This is a genomic window from Marinobacter sp. M1C (assembly GCF_023314135.1).
Lineage (GTDB): Bacteria > Pseudomonadota > Gammaproteobacteria > Pseudomonadales > Oleiphilaceae > Marinobacter.
This window is the reverse complement of sequence record NZ_CP092289.1, coordinates 2,474,211-2,497,937: the sequence shown is the minus strand read 5'-3', so window position 1 is coordinate 2,497,937 and position 23,727 is coordinate 2,474,211. Positions and strand designations below refer to the sequence as shown.

Genomic DNA, 23,727 nt, shown 5'->3' with positions numbered 1-23,727 from the left:
TCTTTAATCACTCTTCATTACGTCTACCCTCTGTTTTTCGGTTTTAGCATCCATGCTAGAATTAACGCTATTTTTCACGGCAATTGGCGAACTATGAGCTACCAGGTACTTGCCCGTAAATGGCGCCCGCGCACCTTCGAAGACATGGTGGGGCAGGAACACGTGCTTCAGGCGTTAATCCACGCGCTGGAAAGCCAGCGCCTGCACCATGCCTATTTGTTTACTGGCACCCGTGGTGTGGGCAAAACCACCATTGGCCGTCTGTTGGCCCGATGTTTGAACTGTGAAACCGGCATTACCGCGAAACCTTGTGGTGTTTGCGGCAGCTGTCGCGAAATTCAGGAAGGCCGCTTTGTTGACCTGATTGAAATAGACGCCGCCTCGCGCACTGGCGTTGACGACATGCGTGAGCTGACAGACAACGTGCAGTATTCGCCCACCCGCGGGCGCTTTAAGGTGTACCTGATTGACGAGGTGCACATGCTCACCAATCAATCGTTCAACGCCTTTCTGAAAACTCTGGAAGAACCGCCAGAGCACGTTAAATTCCTGCTGGCCACCACCGATCCCCAAAAATTGCCGGTGACGGTGTTATCGCGCTGCCTGCAGTTTAATTTGAAGCGGATGACGCCGGAACACATCGCCGGCCATTTGAACCACGTATTGACTGCTGAAAAGATTCCTTTTGAAGAGCCGGCCCTATGGCTTCTGGCGCGCGCAGCGGACGGCAGTATGCGCGATGCCCTAAGCCTGACGGATCAGGCTATTGCGTTTGGCAACCAGCAACTGGCGGCAAGCGATGTCAGTTCTATGCTGGGCACGATTAATCAGCGTGATATCGAAAGCCTGGTGGGCACGTTGGTTGGCCGTGATGGCCCGGCGTTGTTGACGGAAATCAGCCGTATTGCCGATTTTGCGCCAGATTACGGGGTGATTCTGGCGGACCTGTTGTCGCTGTTCCATCGGGTGACGATGGAGCAGGTGGTGCCTGGCAGTGCGGACAACGCCTTGGGGGACGCTCACCAGATTCAGGCGCTGGCTAAGAAGCTGAGCGCGGAAGATGCCCAGTTGTTTTATCAGGTGGCCCTAATGGGGCGCAAAGATTTGGCGATAACGCCGGATGCGCGCATGGGGTTCGAGATGACGCTGCTGCGTATGCTGGCGTTCCGGCCCGGAACCGCTCGCCGGGAACCGCCTACGGCGATTGCGGCGGATTCGGCACCGGCCGGAAACCGTGATGAACCAGACCCTGTTGCTGTTAGCTCGAATCAACCTGAAGCGCCAGTACCAGCGAATCTGGAGCCTGTTGCCCCGGCTGCTTCGACGCCGCCACCAACAGAGCGAGCGCCGGTTGAGTCGATTCCACCTTGGGAACCTCAGCCTGGCACAGACGTAGATTACCCGGACGACGGGGCATTTTATGGTGCTGATGAGGCTGTTGAGCCTTTTGTGCCTGAGCAGCGGCAGCCAGCGGCTGAGCCAGAACATCAGCCAGAGCCGCCAGAAGTGGCGGAAGAAGCATTACCTGACGGTGAATTTGTTTGGCAGCGGGATTTTCGCAGCCTGAATATTGCGGGTATGCCGGGCAATCTGGCCAGCCACGGGTCTATGCTGCACCAAGGCAATGACGTGCTGCTGACTATTGATGAGGGCCACGCGCGGCTGCTGAACGCCCGCCACGAAGAAAAAATTCTGGCCGCCTTGAGAATTCGTTTCGGTGACGCCACTGAATTACGTATAGAAAGGGGGCAGCCAGACGACACGCCGGCTGCCTATGAAGAGCGCCAGCGTAAGGTTCGGCAGCAGGCGGCGGAGCAGGCCATTCGCACCGACCCGCTGGTACAATCGATTGTGGATCGATTTGCTGCCCGTGTCGTGGAAGACAGTATTCGACCGATTGAAGTCCCCAAAAAGCGCCCGGCCGACAAAGAGCGCCCGGCCGACACAAAGAGCTCGGCTGAGATAAAGAGCCCGGCCGGCTCAAACAGGAGATAACGTTATGATGGACAACATGGGCGAGCTGATGAAAAAAGCCCAAAAAATGCAAGAAAACATGCAAAAAGCCCAAGAAGAAATCGCCAAGGCAGAAGTGACTGGCGAATCCGGTGCGGGGCTTGTGAAGGTGGTGATGAACGGCCGCCACGACGTTCGTAACGTAGAGATTGACCCGTCTTTGATGGCCGAAGAAAAAGACATTCTTGAGGACCTGCTGGCGGCGGCGGTGAACGACGCAGTGCGCCGTGTGGACGCCAACCAGAAAGACAAAATGTCTGGCATGATGTCTGGTATGGGTCTTCCTCCCGGCTTTAAGATGCCTTTCTAAATTATTGAATTTTAGGGATTATTATGGCGTTCAGTCCTCTGGTGGATGAGTTGGTTGAAAGCTTGCGGGTGCTACCCGGCGTAGGCCAGAAAACCGCCCAGCGTATGGCTTTTCATTTGCTGGAACGCGCCCGCAGTGGCGGTAGCCGCCTGGGTGATGCTTTGGGCCGGGCCATGGACGGTGTGCGCCGCTGTGATCGTTGCCAGAATTTTGCCGACACCGACGTGTGTGGCATTTGCGAAAACCCGGAACGCAACACCGGTGTGCTGTGCGTGGTGGAAAGCCCGTCAGACCTATTGGCCATCGAGCAGGCCGGTGACTACCGTGCCGGCTATTTCGTGCTGATGGGGCATTTGTCCCCCATTGATGGCATTGGGCCGGAGCAGATTGGCATTGACCGGCTGGTTCACCGGGTGCGCGATGAAGGCGTAACCGAGTTAATACTGGCCACCAATCCCACAGTGGAAGGCGAAGCGACGGCGCACTACATCGCCGACCGCCTGGCCGACAACAACGTACTGATTACCCGGCTGGCCCACGGCATTCCTGTGGGTGGCGAGTTGGGTTATGTCGACGGTTTTACCCTGACCCACGCTTTCCGCGGCCGCAAACCTTTAGCTGGCTAAGCCATTTCCCGATCAGGCAACTTTATGAATGCGAATGAACTCCCCCGGCTGACAGCGCCGGCGCCATCCGAGCCGGTGCTATGGCTGGAAACCCCTGAACAGCTGGATAAATGGCTGGCGGCGCAGCCCACAGAGCCTTTGACCCTCGATACAGAATTCGAGCGGGTGAGCACTTATTACCCGATACCGGGCCTGGTGCAGCTTGGGCTGGCCGATCAATTTCGCCTGGTGGATCCGGAAGTGGCAGAGGCCTCTGCCGGTTTTCGTGCGGCTCTGGAAGATCAACAACGCCCAAAGCTGTTGTACGCGGTGAGTGAAGACCTGGAGCTGTTCCGCCACTGGCTGGGCATTCCCATGCAGGGCGTGATTGATCTGCAGTTGGGCGTGGCCTTTGCCGGGCTTGGGTTTTCCATGGGTTACGCCAAATTGGTTGAAAGCCTGTTTGGTGAAAGCCTGGACAAAACGCTTACCCGCTCTAATTGGATTTCACGGCCTTTGAGCGATTTACAGCAGCGCTACGCCATTGATGACGTGCGCTTTTTAAAGCCGATTTATGACTGGCTGCAAGACGTTTTAGCCGGGCGCGGGCTTCAGCAGGCCTTGGTGGAAGAATCCGCTCGCTTTGCTGCAGACCTGGCAAGCCAGGACGATCCCACCCGGCATTATTTAAAGCTGCGCGGCGGTTGGCCTTTAAGCGCCCCGCAGCAACAGGTGCTGCAGGCGTTGGTTAGCTGGCGCGAGCGCGAATGTCATCGCCAGGACAAGCCCCGAAACTGGGTAATGGCAGACCCTTTGTTGATGGCAATGGCCGAGACGCAGCCCAAAACGCTGAACGCTCTGTCAGATATTCAGGGCCTGGCATCCGGCCAGGTTCGCCGCCACGGCGATACTCTGCTGGCGCTGATCGCAAAAGCCGATGCCGCCGATGATGTGGCCATAGAGCCGATTGCGGCGCCTTTGACCCGAGACCAGCAGGGCTTTTACAAGCAGTTGAAAAAACACTTTGTGCGTGCTGCGGAATCGGCTGATATTCCTATAGAATTGCTCGCGCCGCGCAAGCGCCTGGAAGCCGTGGTGCAGCAACAACAGCTGGCGGGTAACCCGTTTTTTGAAGGCTGGCGCAGCCAGATACTGGCTCCGGTTCGGGGCAGCATAGAGGAACTGCTTTCGTGACCAAAACCCGCGACTTTGTTTCCGTTTTTCGCAGCAGTAAAAAGCCCGACACCTATCTGTATGTGCGCCGAGGTCACCTTTGGGATGACTTGCCGGAAACCCTGCGCACCTTGTTTGGCAAGCCGGTACACGCCATGGATTTGGTGTTGACACCCGAGCGCAAACTGGCTCGCACCAGCGCTGAACAGGTTCTGGCGGGTATTGCGGATAAAGGCTTTTTTCTGCAGATGCCGGAAGAGCAGGACATGGCGATTGTCGAGTTCAAGATGAAGCTGGGGCAGCGCAACCGATGATTGCACAAGTGCCATTCTGGCAGCGCAAACGCCTGCATGAAATGACACCGACGGAGTGGGAATCTCTGTGTGACGGTTGCGGGAAGTGTTGCCTGAACAAGCTGGAAGATGAAGACACCGGTGAGGTATACCATACGGATTTAGTGTGCCAGTACATGGATACTGACACCTGCGGTTGCACGGTTTACCCCGAGCGGTTGAAAAAAGTACCCGGATGCACGCTGATTACGCCGCAAACATTGCCGGATTATCACTGGCTGCCTTATACCTGTGCCTATCGCACTCTGGCAGACGGTCGCCCATTGGCCGATTGGCACCCACTGCGCAGCGGTGACCCGCAATCCGTGCATGATGCAGGTGTGTCGGTGCGCGGTAAGGTGTTGTCAGAGGCGGCCGTGGCCGAGCAAGACTGGGAAGAACATATTATTCACTGGGTAATGACATAATGGATGCGGAATTGCAGAACGTGTACTGGCTGTTTTGGGCCGCCTACGGTGTAGGGCTAGTGCTGTTTTTATGGATGATGCAGCGGTTGTTGCGATTTTTGCCGTTTTACGGTTTGCGCACACTGTTGCTGGCCGCGTTGGCGGCTATTCTGGTGGCCCCGGTGGAATCTTTAGACATAGCCGGTTGGTGGATTCCGGCATGGTTGTACGGCGGTTATGAACTGATTCTGGGCGACAGCGTTGCGGCCAGCGCTGCCTTGTTAAATATTGCGTTGGCCGGCATGGTATTGCTGCTGGTGTGGATTCTGGACCTGGTGCGTTATCGGATGAAACGCTGAGCGTTGAATAATAAATCGGCGGCTGTTCATTTTATGGCCGTTTTACACAGGGAAAACGTGGTGGGAAGCTTCATGCAGTCAACTCCGGTAACGCACAAAACGCTGTGGCACGCGCTTATTATTACGTTGATTGCGGCGTTTGCGGGCATGGTCCAGGCCCAAGATCAGGTCCAGTCTCAGGCCGAGCGGGCGGATAGCCCGCAGTTGCCGGGCGCGGTGGATGTGCGCATTATTGTTGATATTTCCGGCTCTATGAAGCAGAACGACCCGCAAAATCTGCGCCGCCCGGCGTTGCGCTTGTTGGCCCGATTGCTGCCCGATGGCGCCACGTCCGGTGTGTGGACTTTTGGCCAGTACGTGAACATGCTGGTGCCCCACCGGGAGGTCAACGATGCCTGGCGTGATATGGCCATTGCGCAAAGCGACGCGATCAATTCGGTGGCCATGCGCACCAATTTGGGTGCGGCCATTGAAACCGCCAGCGATGGTTACTTTACCGGTGGCGTGCTGAGCAATACCCACTTTATTGTGTTGACTGACGGCATGGTGGATATCAGCCGCAATCCCAGCGCCAATAAGGCCGAAGCTAATCGAATTCTGGATACCCTGGTTCCGCCGCTGAAGCAGCAGGGTGCCCGTTTTCACGCGGTAGCCCTGTCGGCCGAGGCAGACACCGAGTTTTTGCGCAAACTGGCCTCCGAATCAAACGGCAGTTTTCACGTGGCGGAAAACGCTGATGATTTAAGCCGCGCGTTTCTGGACGCCTTTAATGCCGCTGTACCCCAAGAGCAAACGCCCATCGACGACGACGGCTTTATGGTGGATGCCGGCGTGAGCGAATACACCGCGCTGATTTTCTGGGGCGACAATGAAACCTCTGGCAACCGTACCCTGGCGTTAAAAGCGCCCGGTGCAGCCGCGGCCACCTTGCAGCAGCACCCGGACAATATTCGCTGGGCCCGTGAACCGGGTTATGACCTGATTACCGTAACCGACCCCGTAGCCGGGCGCTGGAGCCTGGACGGCCAGCTAGGCGAGGGCAGCCGGGTAAGCGTGGTGAGTGATTTGCGGATGATTGTGAGCCCCATTCCCGGCACTTTTACCGTAGATGAGCCGCTGGCGATTCGGGTAGGGCTGTTTGACGGTGATGAACCGATTACCAATGCCGATTTTTTAAGTGTGCTAACGGTTAACCTGACGCTGGAAAATGAAGATGGCCGCGGCGGTACCAAGGTGTTGTCAGAGCAGGGCCCGCCAGCCGATGGCGTGTATCGCTATAACATTGCCGAGCTGCCGACCGCCGGCCAGTACCAGGTGATTGTGGAAGCGCGCAGCAGTACCTTTGCGCGCAAGTTCTCTGGAACTACGCGGTTTGAACCTGCTGCCGGTGCCGAAGCGTCCGCCGCAGACGCGCCACTGTTTGCGCCTGAAATTAACGTCGCTAATCCTTTCAAAACCGCCACCCCTGCTGCGCCTGCGGTTGATGAGGCGCCCGCGCCTGAACCCGCCAGCGAACCTGTCGCAGAAGTTGAGCCGGTCATTGAAACTGCGGCAGAGCCAGAGCCGGCCCCAGAGCCGGAAGCAGCTGCACAACCGATACAACCGATAGACGTTGCTGAATTGGATAAGCCCGAACCGGCAGAACCCGAGAGCGCGGATTCAGCGATAGCGCCCTGGATGATGGTGGCCGGCGCGGGTGCTCTGTTGGTGCTGGCCTTGTTGATCTGGCTGCTGCTGCGCAAACGCAAAAACATCGATGAAACCGATGCCAAAACTGACGCCGAAGCAAACGTGGAAGCAGAAGCGGCTGCGCCCGTTCCAGCCCCGGAAGTGGCTGCCGTGCCGGTGATTACCGACGTTGACGAGCCGGAAAACGTACCGGAATTAAGCGCGGACGACCTGATTGAGCCAGAACTTGCCGCTGAGCCCGTGGTTGACGAAACCTCAGTGCCCACCATAGAGCCACTGCCCGAAGAAACCATACCGTTGATAGAGCCGGAAGAGGGCGACCCTGAACCTTTGGCTTTTGATGACGATTTTGACCTGTCTGAATTTGACGACCTGCCAGGCGCCGAAGTTGAAAAAGGCGCTGAAAAAGACACGGACCCTGAGCCAAAGAAAACGCCCGACAACGATCGCAAGAAGTAACTTACAGGACCCAGAACATGAAATTTACCGGCACCGATAAATACGTCGCCACCGACGACCTGCAAATGGCTGTGAACGCGGCTATAACGCTGCAACGCCCGTTGTTGATAAAAGGTGAGCCCGGCACCGGCAAAACCTTGCTGGCGGAAGAAATAGCGGCGGCTTTGGGCAAGCGTTTAATCCCCTGGCACATCAAGTCCACCACCAAAGCCCAGCAGGGTCTGTACGAATACGATGCGGTGTCGCGCCTGCGGGATTCCCAGTTGGGCGATGAGAAAGTGAAAGACATCAGCAACTACATTATTCCCGGCAAATTGTGGGAAGCCTTCGCATCCGAAGAGCAAGTGGTGTTGTTGATTGATGAAATCGACAAGGCCGACATTGAGTTCCCCAACGATCTGTTGCAGGAACTCGACCGCATGGAGTTCTACGTTTACGAGACCCAGCAGTTCGTAAAGGCCAAGTATCGGCCGATCATTGTGATCACCAGTAACAACGAAAAAGAACTGCCCGACGCCTTCCTGCGCCGCTGCTTTTTTCACTACATCAGCTTTCCTGACCAGGGCACCATGCAAAGCATTGTTGACGTGCATTTCCCGGGTCTTCAGCAGCAGGTAGTACGCGATGCCCTGGAAGTGTTTTTTGACGTGCGCAAGGTGCCTGGCCTGAAGAAAAAGCCGTCTACCTCTGAGTTGATTGACTGGCTGAAGCTGCTGATGGCCGATGAGTTGTCTGCCAAGATGCTGCACCAGAAAGACAGCAGCAGCGCATTGCCACCGCTGTACGGCGCCCTGGTGAAAAACGAGCAGGATGTTCACCTGCTGCAGAAGCTGGCGTTTATGGCGCGCCGCCGCGGTTAGTCTTAAAGGTAGGGTTTTATGCTGATCAATTTTTTTCTGGAAGTGCGACGGGCAAAAGTGCCGGCCAGCCTGCGGGAGTTTCTCGACTTGCTGGAGGCCCTTCAGCAACGCCTGGCTTTCGCAGACATGGAAGAATTCTATTATCTGGCGCGCCTGTGCCTGGTCAAAGACGAGCGCCACTACGATAAATTCGACCGTGCTTTCAAGGTGTATTTTGAGGGCATCGAGCATCTGGACGAGTTGCTGCAATCGCTGATTCCCGACGATTGGCTGCGGGCCGAGTTTGAAAAGCACCTGAGCGATGAAGAAAAGGCGAAAATCGATTCCCTGGGCGGCCTGGAAGAACTGATCGAAACCTTCAAAAAGCGCATGGAAGAGCAGAAAGAGCGCCACGCCGGCGGTAATAAATGGATCGGCACCGGCGGCACATCGCCCTTTGGTGCGGATGGCTACAATCCGGAAGGCTTTCGTATCGGCCAGAAAACAGGCCGCCACGGTCGCGCGGTAAAAGTGTGGGAAAAACGCGAGTTTAAAGACCTGGATGACAGCGTTACCCTAGGCATTCGCAACATCAAAGTGGCGTTGCGCCGGTTGCGTAAATTTGCCCGCCAGGGCGCCGCTGACACCCTGGATATGGACGACACCATTCGCTCCACCGCCCGTAACGCCGGATACCTTGATCTGAAAATGGTGCCCGAGCGCCACAACGCTGTAAAAGTGCTGATCTTTTTTGATGTGGGCGGTTCTATGGACCCGCACATTCGCGAATGTGAAGAGCTGTTTTCAGCGGCGCGGCTGGAATTCAAGCATATGGAGTATTTTTACTTTCACAACTTCATTTACGAGGGCGTGTGGACCCAGAACGTTCGGCGCACCAACGAGGTAACGCCGACCTGGGAACTGCTGAATAAATACAGCTCGGATTACAAGGTTATTTTTGTCGGGGACGCCACCATGGCGCCTTACGAAATCAGCCATCCGGGCGGCTCTATTGAACATTGGAATCAAGAATCCGGCGCCACCTGGTTTCAACGCATTACCGATCATTTCCGCAAAGTGGTTTGGCTGAACCCCTTGCCAGAGGCCTTTTGGGCGCAGGGCGGCTCTATGGCCATGGCCCGTCAGCTGGTGGATAACCAGATGTATCCGCTGACGGTGGAAGGCTTGGAAGGCGCGATGAAACAGCTGAGTAAATAGCGGTAATTTGCAGGAAAATGAATAAGGTGGTGGGTAGAAACTGCTATTTGCTTGAGCTCAAAACTGCTATGATTTTATCGACTCTGCGACTTAGACTTTCGTCGACTTGATTTCAGCGAAGAAACTCAGTCGCACAACTTGCCAGGCCAATTATTATAACTAGAAAAGCCCAGACAGGAGTTCGAGTAATGATGAGTTTCGAGCAGTTTTACCAGGACAAATACCCACGAGGTGTGTCCCTGGACGTCGATCTGGCAAAATACTCTAGCATGGTTGATGTGTTCAACCATGCGGTAACCAAGTACGCGGACCGTCCTGCAGTGTCTGCCGTTGGCGTTACCCTCAGTTATAAAGATCTGGATGTTCAAAGCCGTAATTTTGCAGCTTGGTTGCAGAACAAAACCGATCTGAAGCCCGGTGACCGTATTGCCGTTCAGATGCCGAACGTGTGCCAGTATTTGGTGGTTACCTTTGGTGCGATGCGCGCCGGGCTGATTGTGGTGAACACCAACCCGCTGTACACCACCCGGGAAATGGAACACCAGTTTAACGACTCGGGCGCAAAAGCGCTGGTGGTTCTGGCTAATATGGCCGCCAACGCGGAAAAAGTGCTGCCCAATACCAGCATTGAACACGTGATTGTGACCGAAGTGGCGGATATGCATTCCACCTTTAAGCGCACGCTGATGAACACGGTGGTCAAGCACGTCAAAAAGATGGTGCCTGCGTACAATCTGCCCCAGGCCCACAAATTACCCGCGGTGCTGGCAGCCGGTGCCCGCGAGCAGTTCACTCCGGTTGAATGCAAACAGGACGACATCGCCGTGCTGCAGTACACCGGTGGCACCACCGGCGTTGCCAAAGGCGCGATGCTGACCCACGGCAATCTGGTGGCAAACCTGCTGCAGATTCGGCCGATGCTGGAAGACAACATTATTGAAGGCAGAGAGGTGGTGATTGCACCGCTGCCGCTGTATCACATCTACTCGTTCACTCTGAATTGCGGCACCATGTTGGAAGCCGGTGCCCACAACGTGCTGATTCCCAACCCGAGGGATATCGACGCCTTTGTGAAAGAGCTGCAAAATCATGAATTCACGGCGTTTCTGGGCCTGAACACGCTGTTTGTGGCGCTGTGTAATAACGAAGAATTCTGCAAGCTGGATTTTAGCCATCTGAAGCTTACCGCTTCCGGCGGCATGGCGCTCACGTCCACGGCGGCTAAAACCTGGAAACGGGTGACCGGCTGCGAAATTTGCGAAGGTTATGGCATGACTGAAACCTCGCCGGTGGTGAGTTTTAACCCGCGCAGCGCTATTCAGCTGGGCACCATTGGTTTGCCTTTGCCGGGTACTCTGCTTAAAACCGTGGATGACGATAACAATGAAACGCCCTTTGGCGAGCGCGGCGAGCTTTGTGTTAAAGGCCCGCAGGTTATGCGCGGATACTGGCAGCGCCCGGACGATACCCGAAAATCGATGACCGACGACGGCTATTTGCGCACGGGTGACGTGGCTGTTATTCAAGAAGATGGCTACATTCGCATTGTGGATCGTAAGAAAGATATGATTATTGTGTCTGGCTTCAACGTATATCCCAATGAAGTCGAAGATGTGATCACCGGCCACCCTAGCGTGCTGGAATGCGCCGCGGTGGGCATACCTGACGAAAAAAGCGGTGAAGCCGTAAAAGTGTATCTGGTTGCTTCCAAAGACGGTGTGACCGCCGGTGAGCTGAAAGAGTTTTGCCGTGAACGCTTGACGGCCTACAAAGTGCCGCGGCATTTTGAATTCCGCACCGAGTTGCCAAAAACCAACGTTGGCAAAGTGCTGCGCCGCGAACTAAGGGAAGAAGCAAGCAATCAATAAATCTTCAACTGACACTGTTTCTGCAACGCCTTCTGAACATGGCGCTCTTAGTGGCATAACGGAGCAGCTTGGCGCCTGCGCGCAGCTAGAATCCGCCCGCATAAGTCGAACTCTTGCCCGCGCCAAAGGCCGCCTAGACACCAAAGAGCTGGAAAAAATTGGCCGCTGGCTGCAGGCGGGGCAGGAAAAAGTGCAGTCGCGCCAGCGCTTGCACAAACCGGCCAGCTTCCCTGAGGGCTTGCCGGTTTCGGAGCGGGTAGACGACATAGCCGCTGCTATTGCGGACAATCAGGTGGTGATTATTGCCGGTGAAACCGGTTCTGGTAAAACCACCCAGATTCCAAAGATTTGCATGAACGCCGGCTTGGGTATTCGTGGCTTGATTGGCCACACCCAGCCCCGGCGTATTGCCGCCCGCAGCGTGGCGGCGCGCATTGCCGAAGAGCTGGGTGAACAAACCGGCCGGCAAGTGGGTTACCAGATTCGTTTTACCGATACCACCTCCGAAGATTCCCGCCTGAAAGTGATGACGGATGGTATCCTGCTGGCGGAAGTCCAGCACGACCCGTTTTTAGACCGTTATGACACGCTGATTATCGACGAGGCCCACGAGCGCAGTCTGAACATCGACTTTTTGCTGGGGTATCTGAAACAGCTGCTGCCAAAGCGGCCCGATCTCAAAATCATTATTACCTCCGCCACCATCGAGCTTGGGCGCTTTAGTGAGTTCTTCAATAACGCCCCGGTGATTGAAGTCAGCGGCCGTACCTTTCCGGTAGAAGTGCGCTATCGCCCATTGGTCGGCGATGACGACGACCGGGATCAGGGCTGGACCGACGGCGTCTTGCAGGCGTTGGAAGAAATTGAGCAGCACGAGCGCAGCGCCAGCCAGCCGCCAGGTGATGTATTGGTGTTTATGCCCGGCGAGCGGGAAATTCGGGCCTTGAGCAACGTGTTGCGCCACGCCGAGCTGCGGCACACTGAAGTGCTGCCGCTGTATTCGCGGCTTAGCAATCAGGAACAGAACCGGGTGTTCCAGAGCCATCGCGGCCGTCGTTTGGTGTTGTCTACCAACGTGGCAGAAACCTCGCTAACGGTGCCGGGCATTCGTTACGTGGTGGATACCGGTGTGGCGCGCATCAGCCGCTACAGCGTGCGCTCGAAAATTCAGCGCTTGCCTATAGAACCGATTTCCCAGGCCAGCGCTAACCAGCGCGCCGGCCGCTGTGGGCGAGTGGCACCGGGCATCTGTTTTCGCCTGTATGACGAAAACGATTTTATCAATCGCCCGGAATACACTGACCCCGAAATTCTGCGCACCAATCTGGCCTCGGTGATTCTGCAGATGGCCACCTCGGGCCTGGGTGATATTCGTAACTTTCCGTTTTTGGAATCGCCGGATAATCGCCAAATAAACGATGGCTACAAACTGCTTGAAGAGTTGGGTGCGGTCACCGACAAGCGCCGGGTAACCGCGGCTGGTCGCACCATGTCGCGCCTGCCGCTAGACCCGCGCCTTGCTCGCATGCTGGTGACCTCTGCGGAGCAGGGCAGCCTGAGTGAAGTGCTGATTATTATTGCCGGGCTGAGCGTGCAAGACCCCCGTGACAGGCCGCAAGACAAACAGCAGCAGGCAGACCAGGCCCATGCGCCGTTCAACGACAAAGAATCCGACTTTGTTACCCTGCTGAATATCTGGAATTTTTACGAAGAGCAGCGCCAGGAACTGTCGCTGAATCAGCTGAAAAAAGTCTGTCAGAAAAACTTTCTGAGCTGGATGCGCATGCGCGAATGGCGTGACGTGCACCGCCAGCTGACGCTGATTTGCCGCGAACAGAAGCTTAAGTTGAACCCCCAGGCTGCCAGCTATCAGTCGTTACACACCGCGGTGTTGTCGGGTTTGTTAGGACAGGTGGCAACAAAGTTTGAAAACCGCGAATACATGGCGACGCGCAATCGCAAGCTGCTGATATTCCCGGGCTCGAAGGTGGCGAAAACCGCGCCCAAGTGGATTGTGGCCACTGAAATTGTGGAAACCAGCCGGGTGTTCGGGCGCATGGTGGCGTCCATTCAGCCCCAGTGGATAGAGCCCTTGGCCGCCCACGTGGTAAAGCATCACTATTTTGAGCCGCACTGGGAGCAAAAACGCGCCCAAGTGATGGGTTTTGAAAAAATCACCCTGTACGGCTTGGACATTGTTCCGCGCCGCGCCATTGTTTACAGCGACATTGACCCGGCCGCCTGCCGCGACTTGTTTATTCGCCACGCCTTGGTAGACGGCGATTACCGCTCAGGGGCGCCGTTTATTGAACTTAACCGGCTAATGTTGGAATCGGTCGAAGATCTGGAAAAGAAAACCCGTCGCCGGGATTTGCTGGTAGACGACGAAACCCTGGTGGCCTTTTACGATCAGCGCTTGCCGGCAGACATCGTCAGCGGTCGCCATTTTGAGCACTGGTGGAAAAATCTGGAAGCCGACGAGCTCAAAGCTCTGGAGCTGACCGAAGAAGACGTGCTGCAGCGCCCGCTGGACGCCCAGGCGGGTGCCCTCTACCCGGATTTTCTGGAGTGGGAAGGGGTGAAATACCCGTTGGATTACGAATTTGAGCCCACCAGCGAGCGCGATGGCGTGACTCTACGGGTGCCATTGATGGCACTGAAGCAAATTCCGGCGCGTCGCCTGGAATGGCTGGTGCCCGGATTGCTGCGGGAAAAGTGTATTGCGCTGGTGAAAGGGCTGCCGAAATCCCTGAGGCGTAATTTTGTCCCGGTGCCGGATTTCGTCGACGCGGCTCTGGCCAACCTACAGCCTTCTAACGAGCCGCTGGCGTTGCAACTGGGCGCGCAGCTGCGGCGCATGACCGGGGTGCAGATAGACCCGCAAGCCTGGCAGCAAAACGATCTGCCACGGCACCTGCGAATGAATCTGCGGGTGACCGGCGACAAAGGCGCCGTTATCGCGGAAAGCCGTGAAACCGTTGATTTGCAAAACCAGCTTGAGGCTAAAGCCGAGCAGGCCTTGGCGTCAATTACCGCCACCGACAGCAAAGACGAGACCACTACAGCGACTCATTCCAGCTGGCAGTTCGGCACCTTGGCCCAGCAGGTGCAAACCGAAAAAGGCGGTATGCAGGTGACCGTGTATCCGGCTCTGGAGGACCTGGGCAAAGACGTGCGGCAAACCCGCTGCCTGGACTCGTTAACGGCGGAAACCATTACTCGCAAGGCCATCGCCCGGCTAATTCTGAATCGTTTCGGCAACACCCTGGACGATTTGGAACGCAAGCTGCCGAAATTCAAACAAGCGGCGCTGATGTTCGCACCGGTAGGGCAGGCGCGCATTCTGCTGGACGACCTGCTGCTGTCGACCGCCATGCAGCACTTTCTGGGTGGTTCGTTACCGCGCAGCCCGGAGGCGTTCGACGTTTGTTTTAACCAGCATCGGGGCGACTTTATTCCCGCGCTCGAAACCGCGGTAGACCACCTTCATCAGGCCATGCACGGTTACCAACAGGTGGCAAAGCGGCTGAAGGGCAAGATTAATTTGGCTCTGGCCAATTCCATGGCCGACATTAAGTTCCAGATGCGGAACCTTGTTTACCCGGGGTTTTTGGTGAACACGCCGGCGCAGTCGCTGGCCCAGTTCGGGCGTTATTTTGAAGCGGCTCTGGTACGGTTTGAGAAGATGCCGCGGGAGATGGGCCGCGAGCGGGAGTTCCTGCATACCATTGAACCGCTGTGGGCGCGTTACGCCAGCAAGCTTGTAGATCAGCAACGCCAGGGTGTTAAAGACCCGGAGCTTGAGCTTTACCGCTGGATGCTGGAAGAATACCGGGTGTCGTTTTTCGCCCAGCAGTTGGGCACGCAGATGACAGTGTCTATCAAGCGCCTTGATAAGCAATGGCAGGCTACCCGGGTGTAATGGGAACGCGGGCAAACGCCGGTGACTGTGGTAACCTTTTTCTCTTTAACCTTTCAGACTTCAACCATGACATGGGGTTAACGTGATGAAAGCCATCATCAGTGGAACCGGTTTGTACACACCACCGGCAACCATCAGCAATGACGAACTGGTTGCAACGTTCAACCAGTACGTAGACCTGCACAACGCCGAGCATGCCGATGCGATTGCCCGCGGTGAGCAGCTGGCCCTGGTGCATTCGTCTTCGGCCTTTATTGAAAAAGCGTCTGGTATAAAGCGCCGCCACGTGATTGATAAAGTGGGTATTCTGGACCCCACGCGGATGAAGCCGAATATTCCGGACCGCGCCAACGATCAGCCTTCGGTGCAGTGCGATATGGCGGTAGCGGCCTGTCGCGAAGCCCTGCAGCAGGCGGGTAAAACCGCGGATGACGTAGATGCGGTGATTGTGGCTTGCTCCAACTTGCAGCGGGCCTACCCGGCGGTGTCGATTGAAGTTCAGAGCGTGTTGGGCATTCAGGGTTTTGCTTACGATATGAACGTGGCGTGTAGCTCTGCCACGTTTGGTTTGCAGGCCGCAATAAATTCGGTGGAAAACGGCACGGCCCGCGCGGTGCTGGTGGTTAGCCCGGAAATCTGTTCCGGCCACCTGAATTTTGGCGAGCGCGACAGCCACTTTATATTTGGTGATGCCTGCACGGCCATTCTGGTTGAGCGGGAAGACGCGGTAGCGCCGGGCGCGGGGTTTGAAATTCTGGGTACCCGTTTGAAAACCCTGTATTCCAACGCCATCCGCAACAATTTCGGTTTTTTGAACCGCGCCGACGACAGCGGTGTTGGCCAGCCTGACAAATTGTTTGTGCAGCAGGGTCGTAAGGTGTTCAAGGAAGTGTCGCCGCTGGTGGCCGACACCATTCAGAGCCATCTGCAGAGCCTTGGGCTGACGCCCGATCAACTGCGGCGCATGTGGTTGCACCAGGCCAACCTGAACATGAACCACCTGATTGCGCACCGGGTTCTGGGCCGCGATGCCACCGAAGACGAGGCACCGGTGATTCTGGATGAATACGCCAACACCAGCTCCGCCGGTTCCATCATTGCCTTTCATTTGAATAAAGACGACCTGGTATCCGGGGATGTTGGCGTAATATGCTCGTTTGGCGCCGGTTATTCTATTGGTAGCGTGGTTTTGCGCCGCCGCTGACTAAAAAGGCGACGGGTGATTTGTCTGCCGCCGTGTTCTTTCAAACCCTTCAGGCGGTTCAGGCGTTCGTGGCAAGGGCGCGCAGAACGTCTGGCAAAGGGCAGGAACTGCGGGTGTTGTGATCAAACCACACCAGCTTTGCGTATCCTTCTGCGTAGAGTTGTCCGTTGTCTGCGTCTTTTATCTCGTGGTAGGTGTCGAGGCTGGTGTTGCCGGCTTTGTCGGCGTAGGTAGTAATCACCAAGTTGGCAGGGTGCTTCAATTCCTTTAGAAAGGTCGCGCTAGTCTTTATAATAATGGGTCCTGTGGGACCGCTCATGCCGATTTTGATGTCGGCCAGCCAGACAATTCGAGCTTCCTCAAAGAAGCGGAAGTACACTGTGTTGTTGGCGTGCCCGTAGGCATCCATATCACCCCAGCGCAGGGGGGTCGTGATTGTGCTGACAAGATTTCCCGGTACCGACATCGATCTCTCCGTTTGTAAATATAGAATGTAAAGAGCTTAACATGACCCAAACTAATCTTCGGCCCTGCTCACTGTTTGTGCTTCCCCGTGGTGCCTCGGTGGCGTTGGCGTTGATGCTGTTATTCGCATTCGGCCAAACACAGGCCCAAACCCAAGCATTGGCACAGACAGCAGAGCAACGGGCAAACGCAGGGTTTACTGAATCTGCGGTCTTGCCCACGAATTCCAGCAAGCACAAACGCGACCCTTATGAAAATTGGAACCGCAAGGTGTTTGCGTTTAACGAAAGCTTGGACCGTTGGGTTCTGAAGCCGATTGCCCAGAGTTACCGCGCGATTATGCCGGACTTTGCCGACCGTGGCGTTACCAATGTGTTCAGCAACTTGGGGGAACTTAGAAATTTCACCAACAGCGTGTTGCAGCTAAAGCTGGAGTCGGCCGTCGTGGCCGCAGGCCGTTTTACCTTTAATACGGTGTTCGGGTTAGCGGGCATGTTTGATGTGGCCACCGCCTGGGATTTGCCCGAGCGCCCGGAAGATTTTGGTCAAACCTTGGGCTATTGGGGTTCGGGCGCCGGCTCTTACTTAATGCTGCCCGTGCTGGGGCCATCCAACCCGCGGGATTTTGCAGGCTTTGGTGTCGATCGCTTTGTATTGCCATCCACCTGGGACGAAATTGAAAGCCCATACAATGAGTACGCCCGTGGCGTGCAGCTGGTGGACGTGCGGGCTGACCTGATTCCGGCTGAAAAGCTGATTTCCGGTGACCGTTATGTGTTTTTTCGCAATGCGTACATGCAGCGCCGCGACTTCCTGATTAATGACGGCAAGGTACAGCGGGATCCGTTTGCCGCCGACGACAATGACGAGCTGATGCTTAATGACTTTTAATTGGTTGATGACTTTTAATTGGTTGATGACTCCTAATTCGTTGGGGAGCCTCTCGCTCAGCAGGTTCACGAATTAGCCAGACGGGATATTAGCGTAACCATGTATTACGATTTCTTCGGTTTTCGCGAGCCCCCCTTTTCCATAGCGCCTGACCCGCGCTATTTGTACCTCAGTGAGCGCCATAAAGAGGCCCTGGCACACTTGATGTATGGCATTCCCGGGCAGGGCGGTTTTATTGTGATTACCGGGGAAGTGGGCACCGGAAAAACCACCATTTGCCGCTGTTTTATTGAAAGCGCGCCGCAAAATGCCGACATTGCGTTGATTATCAACCCGCGTCTGTCTGTTGCTGAAATGCTGATGGTGATCTGCGACGAGTTAGAAATACTCCACCGCGACGACGCCAGCATCAAACAGCTGGTGGACCTGATTAATCACCACCTGTTGCAAGCTCACGCTGCCGGGCGGCACAAAGTCCTGATTATTGACGAGGCGCAGAATTTATCGGCGGATGTGCTGGAACAGCTGCGTCTGTTGACCAATCTGGAAACCGCCGAGAAAAAACTGTTGCAGATTGTGCTGCTGGGCCAGCCCGAGCTGCAAAACATTCTTGCGTTGCCGCAGCTGCGGCAGCTGAACCAGCGTATTACGGCGCGTTATCACCTTAAGGCGATCAATCGCCAAGAGTTGGCTGCTTATTTGCACTACCGGCTCAGCGTGGCCGGTGTGCGCAGCGAGCTGTTCAGCCGTGCGGCCACTCGGCGTTTGTTTCGTGAAAGCCAGGGCATACCGCGACTGATCAACCTGATCAGCGATCGCGCACTTTTGGGCGCTTACGCCGACGGCGAACACGAAATTACGGCGGTTCATATCCGCACTGCGGCGCGGGAAGTTCGTGGTAGCCATCCTTCCAGCGGGCAGGGAATATTCAGGCTTCGCCGCCTCGGGCCACTTCTGGCGTCCCTGTTGATGGCCATCGTAATAACCGTGTGGGCCGTGCAGCGTTGGAATAATGGCGATTTTGACGGGCTTATGTCCGCCCCGGCTGCTGAAATTCCTGTAGCAGAGGTCGCACCCACGGATAATGAATCGACTCAACGCAGTGGGCGCATAACGCGCGCTAGCGTCTCGCCGGCAACCGTCGCCGAAACAGCCGTCCGTGCTGGCGGGCTTACAACATTTGAACTGCAGGCGCACAGTTTGGAATTGCCGGCGGCGTTTGTGGCGTTGTTTGGTGCTTGGCAGATTGACTACCAGCCGCAAAAAGTTCCGATAGCCTGTGACTTTGCCCGGGCTGAGGGGCTTGGCTGCCTGGAGCGCACCGGAACCCGGCTAAGCCTGGAATTGCTTGACCGGCCGGCCATTTTAAAATTAAGGGGCGGATTAGAGGGCAGATTGCAGAGCGATGTCGGCAATACCCGCGATCGCTACGTGGTGTTGCGGCGTTTGCACCAGCAGCAGGCTGACTTGCTGACGCAGCAAGGGCCGGTGAGCGTTGCCTTTGGCGATCTGGAACCGCTATGGTTCGGGGATTATCGGGTATTGTGGCAGTATCCGGAATACCTGCGCCTAAACAGCCCGTTTAGCGCCGCCAACGGTGAAAACCTGTGGTTAAGCGCGCGCATGATGGAACTGGTGGACCGTTTAACCGCTGACGACCAAACACTCAACGCTGAACTAAAGCGCCGCTCCAGCAAAGACCAAGTGCGCTGGTATCAGGGCCGGAAGGGTTTGGCTGAAGACGGTATCGCCGGCGCTATGACGGTGATTCAGATGCACAATGACCTAAACGCCGCGGTGCCGCGACTGCAAGACAAAGGCGACGTTCTGACCACCAATGCGGCGGCGCCCGCGCCGCCGGAGGGTTAGAGTATGTCTTACATATTAGATGCGCTGCGTAAATCGGAGAGCGAGCGCCATCAAGGCAAGGTGCCGGATTTGGGGCGCCAGCTGCAGCTTATTCATCGGCCGCCAAAACGGCACTGGCCAATTCAGGTACTGTTGGCAGCGGGTTTGTTACTGAATGCCGGGGTATTGGCGTATGTGTTTTGGCCAGATCAAGACGACCCAGTGGCGAACCTGATGAGTGCGCCTGAACAGGCGCCGACTGCAGCTTCTGTAAATCCTGTGGCGGCAACGGCCGCGCAGAATTCAGCAGCAGTGGACGTGAATCCAGCGCCGCCGCCGTTAGACGTTCAATCAGCGTTCCCTTCAGAGTTTCAATCGCCTACGGTGATTGTACCGTCGGGCTACGGCAACAGCGGTGCGGTTGATGGCAACCGCAACAACCAGGGTTGGGACCAGATTGGCCCGCCGGTGCCCTCGGGCGCCGAGGTGTCTGCAAGCAGCGCAGATGGCGTGCGTGTTCCGCACTTGGTTGAGCTACCGCTGTCGTTCCAGCGCAGCGTGCCGGATTTAATGGTAAACAGTCACATATTTGCCTCGGTGCCACAGGCCCGCAGGGTGATGATCAATAACCAGAATCTGCGGCCGGGCGATAGCTTTCAAGGCTTGCGGGTGGAAGAAATTACTGAGGATGGCGTGGTGTTAAGCAGGCAAGGGCAACAATTTCGACTGGGTATTGTACGCGACTGGATGAGCCCGCGCTGATGGCCCTGAGCGAACAGACCAAGCAGCAAATTCAGCAGGGTTACCGCGACATGTTGGCGGGTAAGCAGGTGCGCGCACGTTATGGCCAGCGCCTGATGATTGCCGAAATCGCCCGTTATATGGGCGACATCACCGACAACGATGGCCAGCGTACGTCACCGCCGTCGGCCTGTGTGGTGGAGGCCGGTACCGGTACCGGTAAAACCCTGGCCTATCTGATTGCTGCTATTCCGGTGGCCAAAGCCCTGAACAAAACCCTGGTGATTTCTACCGCCACGGTGGCGCTGCAAGACCAGATTGTTCTGAAAGACCTGCCAGACCTGAAAAAGCACAGCAAGATGGATATCAACTGGACCCTGGCCAAAGGCCGCGGCCGCTATTTGTGCATGTCGCGGTTGGAAGGCCGTCTGCACGACGAAGGCAACGGCGACAGTGACACCATGCCGCTGTTTTTGCTGGATGCGCCGGGTAAAGAAGAACCCGGCACCCGCGCGTTTTTCGAGGAAATGTTGGCCAGTTACGGCGCGCGCAAGTGGGACGGCGACCGCGACCACTGGCCGGAGCAGATTCCGGACGATATCTGGCGCCAGGTAACCACCGACCACCGGCAGTGCACCAACCGCCACTGCAGTTATTTTGACAGCTGCGCGTTTTTTGAAGCCCGCAAAGATCTGGACGCCGCCGATATAGTCGTAGCCAACCATGACCTGGTGCTGGCAGATCTGGCCCTGGGCGGCGGCGCGATACTGCCAGAGCCGGAAAACGCCCTGTTTATATTTGACGAAGCCCACCATCTGCCAGACAAAGCGCTGAATCACTTCGCCGCGTCTATTTCGCTGAACTCTACTCGCAGCTGGCTAAAACAGTTGTCGCAGATGCTGGTAAAAATGCAGCCGTACCTGAGTCCTGGCACCCAGGGGGCAAAAACCCTGGAGCGCATCAGCGAAGCCGCGCGGGAGGTCGATCTGGTGGTCACCCGGGTATACGAATATTGCGAACACAATATTACCTGGGAATTCAACGAAGAGCGCCGCTCGGCCCAGTGGCGCTATCCCGAAGGCCAGCTGCCTGATGCCATGGTGGCACTGGCGGCGGAAGCGCGCATTGCCAGCGCTAATTTTTCGCGCCATCTGGGTGCTCTGGCTGAAGAGCTTCAGGGTGCCTTTGATGAGCGCAAAACCCATGATATTGACCGTGAAACGGCAGAATCCTGGTATCCGGTGATTGGCTCGTTCCACAGCCGCTCTGAAGAGCAGCTGCGCCTTTGGGCGGCCTGGTGTGAGGAAACAAAAAGCCCGCCGCCGGCTCGCTGGACAGTGCGCCAGCGCTGGGACCACGCCGAGGACATCACCCTTTACAGTTCGCCGGTTTTAGCCGACAACCTGCTGTATACGCGCCTGTGGTCGCGGGCCTACGGTTCTGTATTAACCAGCGCTACGCTAACGGCTTTGGGTAAATTTGACCGCCTTCGCTCCCGTGCGGGGTTGCCCGAAGACGCCCGCTACCTGGTCGTGCCCAGCTCGTTTCGTTACCAGCAAATGGCTACGGTGGAAGTGCCGGCCATGAAGGCCATGCCCACCGACGACGGTTTTCTGGAAGAGCTGATTGAACGCCTGCCTACGCTGTGGCAAGGGGAAACCGCGACCCTGGTGTTGTTTACGTCGCGGCGCCAGATGCACCAGGTAAGGGATGCGCTAGCCAGTGACTACCCCGGGCTGATTATTACCCAGGACGACATGGCCAAAGGCGAAGTGCTGCGCCAACACTGCGCGCGGGTGGATGAAGGCCGGCCCAGCGTGTTGTTTGGGGTTGCCAGTTTTGCCGAGGGCATAGACCTGCCGGGTAAGTACCTGCACCACGTGGTGATTACCCGTTTGCCGTTTTCAGTACCCGATGATCCGATTGATGCCAGCCTGGCGGAGTGGGTGACCCAGCGCGGTGGTAATCCGTTTATGGAGATTACCGTGCCGGAAGCGTCTATTAAGTTGGTTCAGGCCGTAGGGCGCTTGCTGCGCACCGAAGAAGACACCGGGCGGGTGACGATTTTGGACCGGCGCATTGTGGCGCGGCGCTATGGCCAGCTGCTACTGGATTCGCTGCCGCCGTTCAGGCGGGTGATTGAGCGCTGATAGGGCTTTGCATTAAACGCTTCAATTATTCGAAAAAAGAATGAAAAATAAATTTCTTATGCGTAAAATGCTGGTCTTCAGCCTTTAAACCAGTGAGTGCGAGTCGGCCCAGTGCGCCGGTCGTCCAAGGAGCAACCCAGCTAATGAAATTACAACAGCTACGTTACATCTGGGAGGTTGCGCATCACGACCTGAACGTGTCGGCTACAGCGCAGAGTCTGTTTACGTCGCAGCCGGGTATTTCCAAGCAGATTCGCCTGCTGGAAGACGAGCTGGGGTTGGAGATTTTTGCCCGCAGCGGCAAACATCTGACCCGTATTACCCCGGGCGGCGAAATTATTGTGCGCGAAGCCGGCGAAATTTTGCGCCGGGCCGAGGGCATCAAAAAGATTGCCCAGGAATTCAGTAACCAGCGTGCCGGTGACTTGAGCATAGCCACCACCCACACCCAGGCACGTTACGCCTTGCCGCCGGTGATTCGTGGGTTTCTGGACGCCTATCCAGACGTGTCTTTGCACATGAACCAGGGTACGCCCACCCAGATTTCAGAAATGGCCGCCACCGGCACGGCCGATTTCGCCATTGCCACCGAAGGCATGGAAGTGTTCAACGACCTAATCATGATGCCCTGTTACCGCTGGAATCGCAGCATCGTGGTGCCGAAAGACCACCCGTTGGCAGCGGAACCGGAGCTAACTCTTGCCAAGCTGGCGGAATATTCCCTGGTAACCTATGTGTTCGGCTTTACCGGTCGCTCGCGGCTTGATGAAGCCTTCAAAAGCGCAAGCCTGATTCCCAAGGTGGTCTTTACCGCCGCCGACGCCGACGTGATCAAAACTTACGTGCGCCTGGGGCTTGGCGTGGGCATTATTGCCAGCATGGCGTACGACCCGAAAGTAGACACTGACCTGGTGGCGCTAGATGCCAGCAAGCTCTTCGACAGCAGCATTACTCACATCGGCTTCCGCAAGGGCACCTTTTTACGGGGTTACATGTACGATTTCATTCAGCGCTTTGCTCCCCACCTGACCCGCGACGTAGTGGATCAGGTTGTGGCTAAACAAAGCAACCGCGCTGAGATTGAAGCGCTGTTCGAGAATGTGGAGCTACCCGTGCTCTGACGGGCTGCGTGCAGAGCGATGCAATTCCGTGCGGTTTTTTCTATCATAGCGAACCGATGTGGGTGCGCAGCACTGTGATGGCAACCGAATCTTCCCTTATTGATGAAACAGGA

Annotated in this window: 19 protein-coding genes; 18 read left to right on the top strand and 1 reads right to left on the bottom strand. The window is 56.4% G+C overall.

Features of this window, described 5'->3' with window-relative positions; translation table 11 throughout:
• The first annotated feature begins 93 nt into the window (after positions 1–93).
• From dnaX to MIH19_RS11710, 13 genes are all read left to right on the top strand, one after another.
• Positions 94–1,995: a DNA polymerase III subunit gamma/tau gene (dnaX, locus tag MIH19_RS11770; protein ID WP_249005066.1), complete on the top strand. Its 1,902-nt coding sequence runs from the start codon at positions 94–96 to the stop codon at positions 1,993–1,995.
• A 4-nt stretch (positions 1,996–1,999) separates the two neighbouring features.
• Entirely contained in the window at positions 2,000–2,323 is a 324-nt protein-coding gene (locus MIH19_RS11765; RefSeq protein ID WP_249005065.1) for a YbaB/EbfC family nucleoid-associated protein, read from the top strand.
• A 23-nt stretch (positions 2,324–2,346) separates the two neighbouring features.
• Entirely contained in the window at positions 2,347–2,949 is a 603-nt protein-coding gene (recR, locus tag MIH19_RS11760; RefSeq protein WP_018404220.1) for a recombination mediator RecR, read from the top strand.
• Positions 2,950–2,973: 24 nt separating this feature from the next.
• Entirely contained in the window at positions 2,974–4,122 is a 1,149-nt protein-coding gene (locus MIH19_RS11755; protein WP_249005064.1) for an HRDC domain-containing protein, read from the top strand.
• On the top strand, positions 4,119–4,415 hold the full coding sequence (locus MIH19_RS11750) for a YcgL domain-containing protein (protein ID WP_007351096.1): 297 nt from the start codon (positions 4,119–4,121) through the stop codon (positions 4,413–4,415). The genes MIH19_RS11755 and MIH19_RS11750 overlap by 4 nt, the downstream gene beginning before the upstream one ends.
• Entirely contained in the window at positions 4,412–4,861 is a 450-nt protein-coding gene (locus MIH19_RS11745) for a YcgN family cysteine cluster protein (RefSeq protein ID WP_249005063.1), read from the top strand. The genes MIH19_RS11750 and MIH19_RS11745 overlap by 4 nt, the downstream gene beginning before the upstream one ends.
• Positions 4,861–5,199: a hypothetical protein gene (locus tag MIH19_RS11740; RefSeq protein ID WP_249005062.1), complete on the top strand. Its 339-nt coding sequence runs from the start codon at positions 4,861–4,863 to the stop codon at positions 5,197–5,199. Before MIH19_RS11745 ends, MIH19_RS11740 begins: the two co-directional genes overlap by 1 nt.
• Positions 5,200–5,271: 72 nt before the next feature.
• Entirely contained in the window at positions 5,272–7,347 is a 2,076-nt protein-coding gene (locus MIH19_RS11735; RefSeq protein ID WP_249005061.1) for a vWA domain-containing protein, read from the top strand.
• Between the two features lie 17 nt (positions 7,348–7,364).
• Complete coding sequence (locus MIH19_RS11730; RefSeq protein ID WP_249005060.1) at positions 7,365–8,207, top strand: MoxR family ATPase; 843 nt, start codon at positions 7,365–7,367, stop codon at positions 8,205–8,207.
• 18 nt (positions 8,208–8,225) lie between these two features.
• Positions 8,226–9,404, top strand: a complete 1,179-nt coding sequence (locus MIH19_RS11725) for a VWA domain-containing protein (protein WP_249005059.1) — start codon at positions 8,226–8,228, stop codon at positions 9,402–9,404.
• Between the two features lie 191 nt (positions 9,405–9,595).
• Positions 9,596–11,272, top strand: a complete 1,677-nt coding sequence (locus tag MIH19_RS11720; RefSeq protein ID WP_249008994.1) for an AMP-binding protein — start codon at positions 9,596–9,598, stop codon at positions 11,270–11,272.
• A 55-nt stretch (positions 11,273–11,327) separates the two neighbouring features.
• Positions 11,328–15,194, top strand: coding sequence for an ATP-dependent RNA helicase HrpA (gene hrpA, locus MIH19_RS11715; protein ID WP_249008993.1), 3,867 nt, complete (start codon positions 11,328–11,330; stop codon positions 15,192–15,194).
• A gap of 82 nt (positions 15,195–15,276) precedes the next feature.
• Entirely contained in the window at positions 15,277–16,398 is a 1,122-nt protein-coding gene (locus tag MIH19_RS11710; RefSeq protein ID WP_249005058.1) for a beta-ketoacyl-ACP synthase III, read from the top strand.
• A 58-nt stretch (positions 16,399–16,456) separates the two neighbouring features.
• Here MIH19_RS11710 and MIH19_RS11705 read toward each other — a convergent pair whose 3' ends face one another.
• On the bottom strand, positions 16,457–16,864 hold the full coding sequence (locus MIH19_RS11705; RefSeq protein ID WP_249005057.1) for a thioesterase family protein: 408 nt from the start codon (positions 16,862–16,864) through the stop codon (positions 16,457–16,459).
• Between the two features lie 41 nt (positions 16,865–16,905).
• Between MIH19_RS11705 and MIH19_RS11700 the strand changes: the two genes are divergently transcribed.
• The 5 genes from MIH19_RS11700 (at position 16,906) to cysB (ending at position 23,614) form a co-directional block, all read left to right on the top strand.
• Entirely contained in the window at positions 16,906–17,754 is an 849-nt protein-coding gene (locus tag MIH19_RS11700) for a VacJ family lipoprotein (protein WP_249005056.1), read from the top strand.
• A 99-nt stretch (positions 17,755–17,853) separates the two neighbouring features.
• On the top strand, positions 17,854–19,623 hold the full coding sequence (locus MIH19_RS11695) for an AAA family ATPase (RefSeq protein ID WP_249005055.1): 1,770 nt from the start codon (positions 17,854–17,856) through the stop codon (positions 19,621–19,623).
• Positions 19,624–19,626: 3 nt separating this feature from the next.
• Positions 19,627–20,364 (top strand): general secretion pathway protein GspB, encoded by a 738-nt coding sequence (locus tag MIH19_RS11690; RefSeq protein WP_249005054.1) that lies wholly within the window; start codon positions 19,627–19,629, stop codon positions 20,362–20,364.
• Positions 20,364–22,493 carry an ATP-dependent DNA helicase DinG gene (gene dinG / locus MIH19_RS11685; RefSeq protein ID WP_249005053.1) on the top strand — a complete coding sequence of 710 codons (2,130 nt, stop codon included), beginning with the start codon at positions 20,364–20,366 and terminating at the stop codon, positions 22,491–22,493. Before MIH19_RS11690 ends, dinG begins: the two co-directional genes overlap by 1 nt.
• Before the next feature lie 143 nt (positions 22,494–22,636).
• A complete protein-coding gene (cysB, locus tag MIH19_RS11680; protein ID WP_249005052.1) occupies positions 22,637–23,614 on the top strand; it encodes an HTH-type transcriptional regulator CysB in 978 nt (325 codons plus the stop codon).
• The last annotated feature ends 113 nt before the right edge of the window (positions 23,615–23,727 follow it).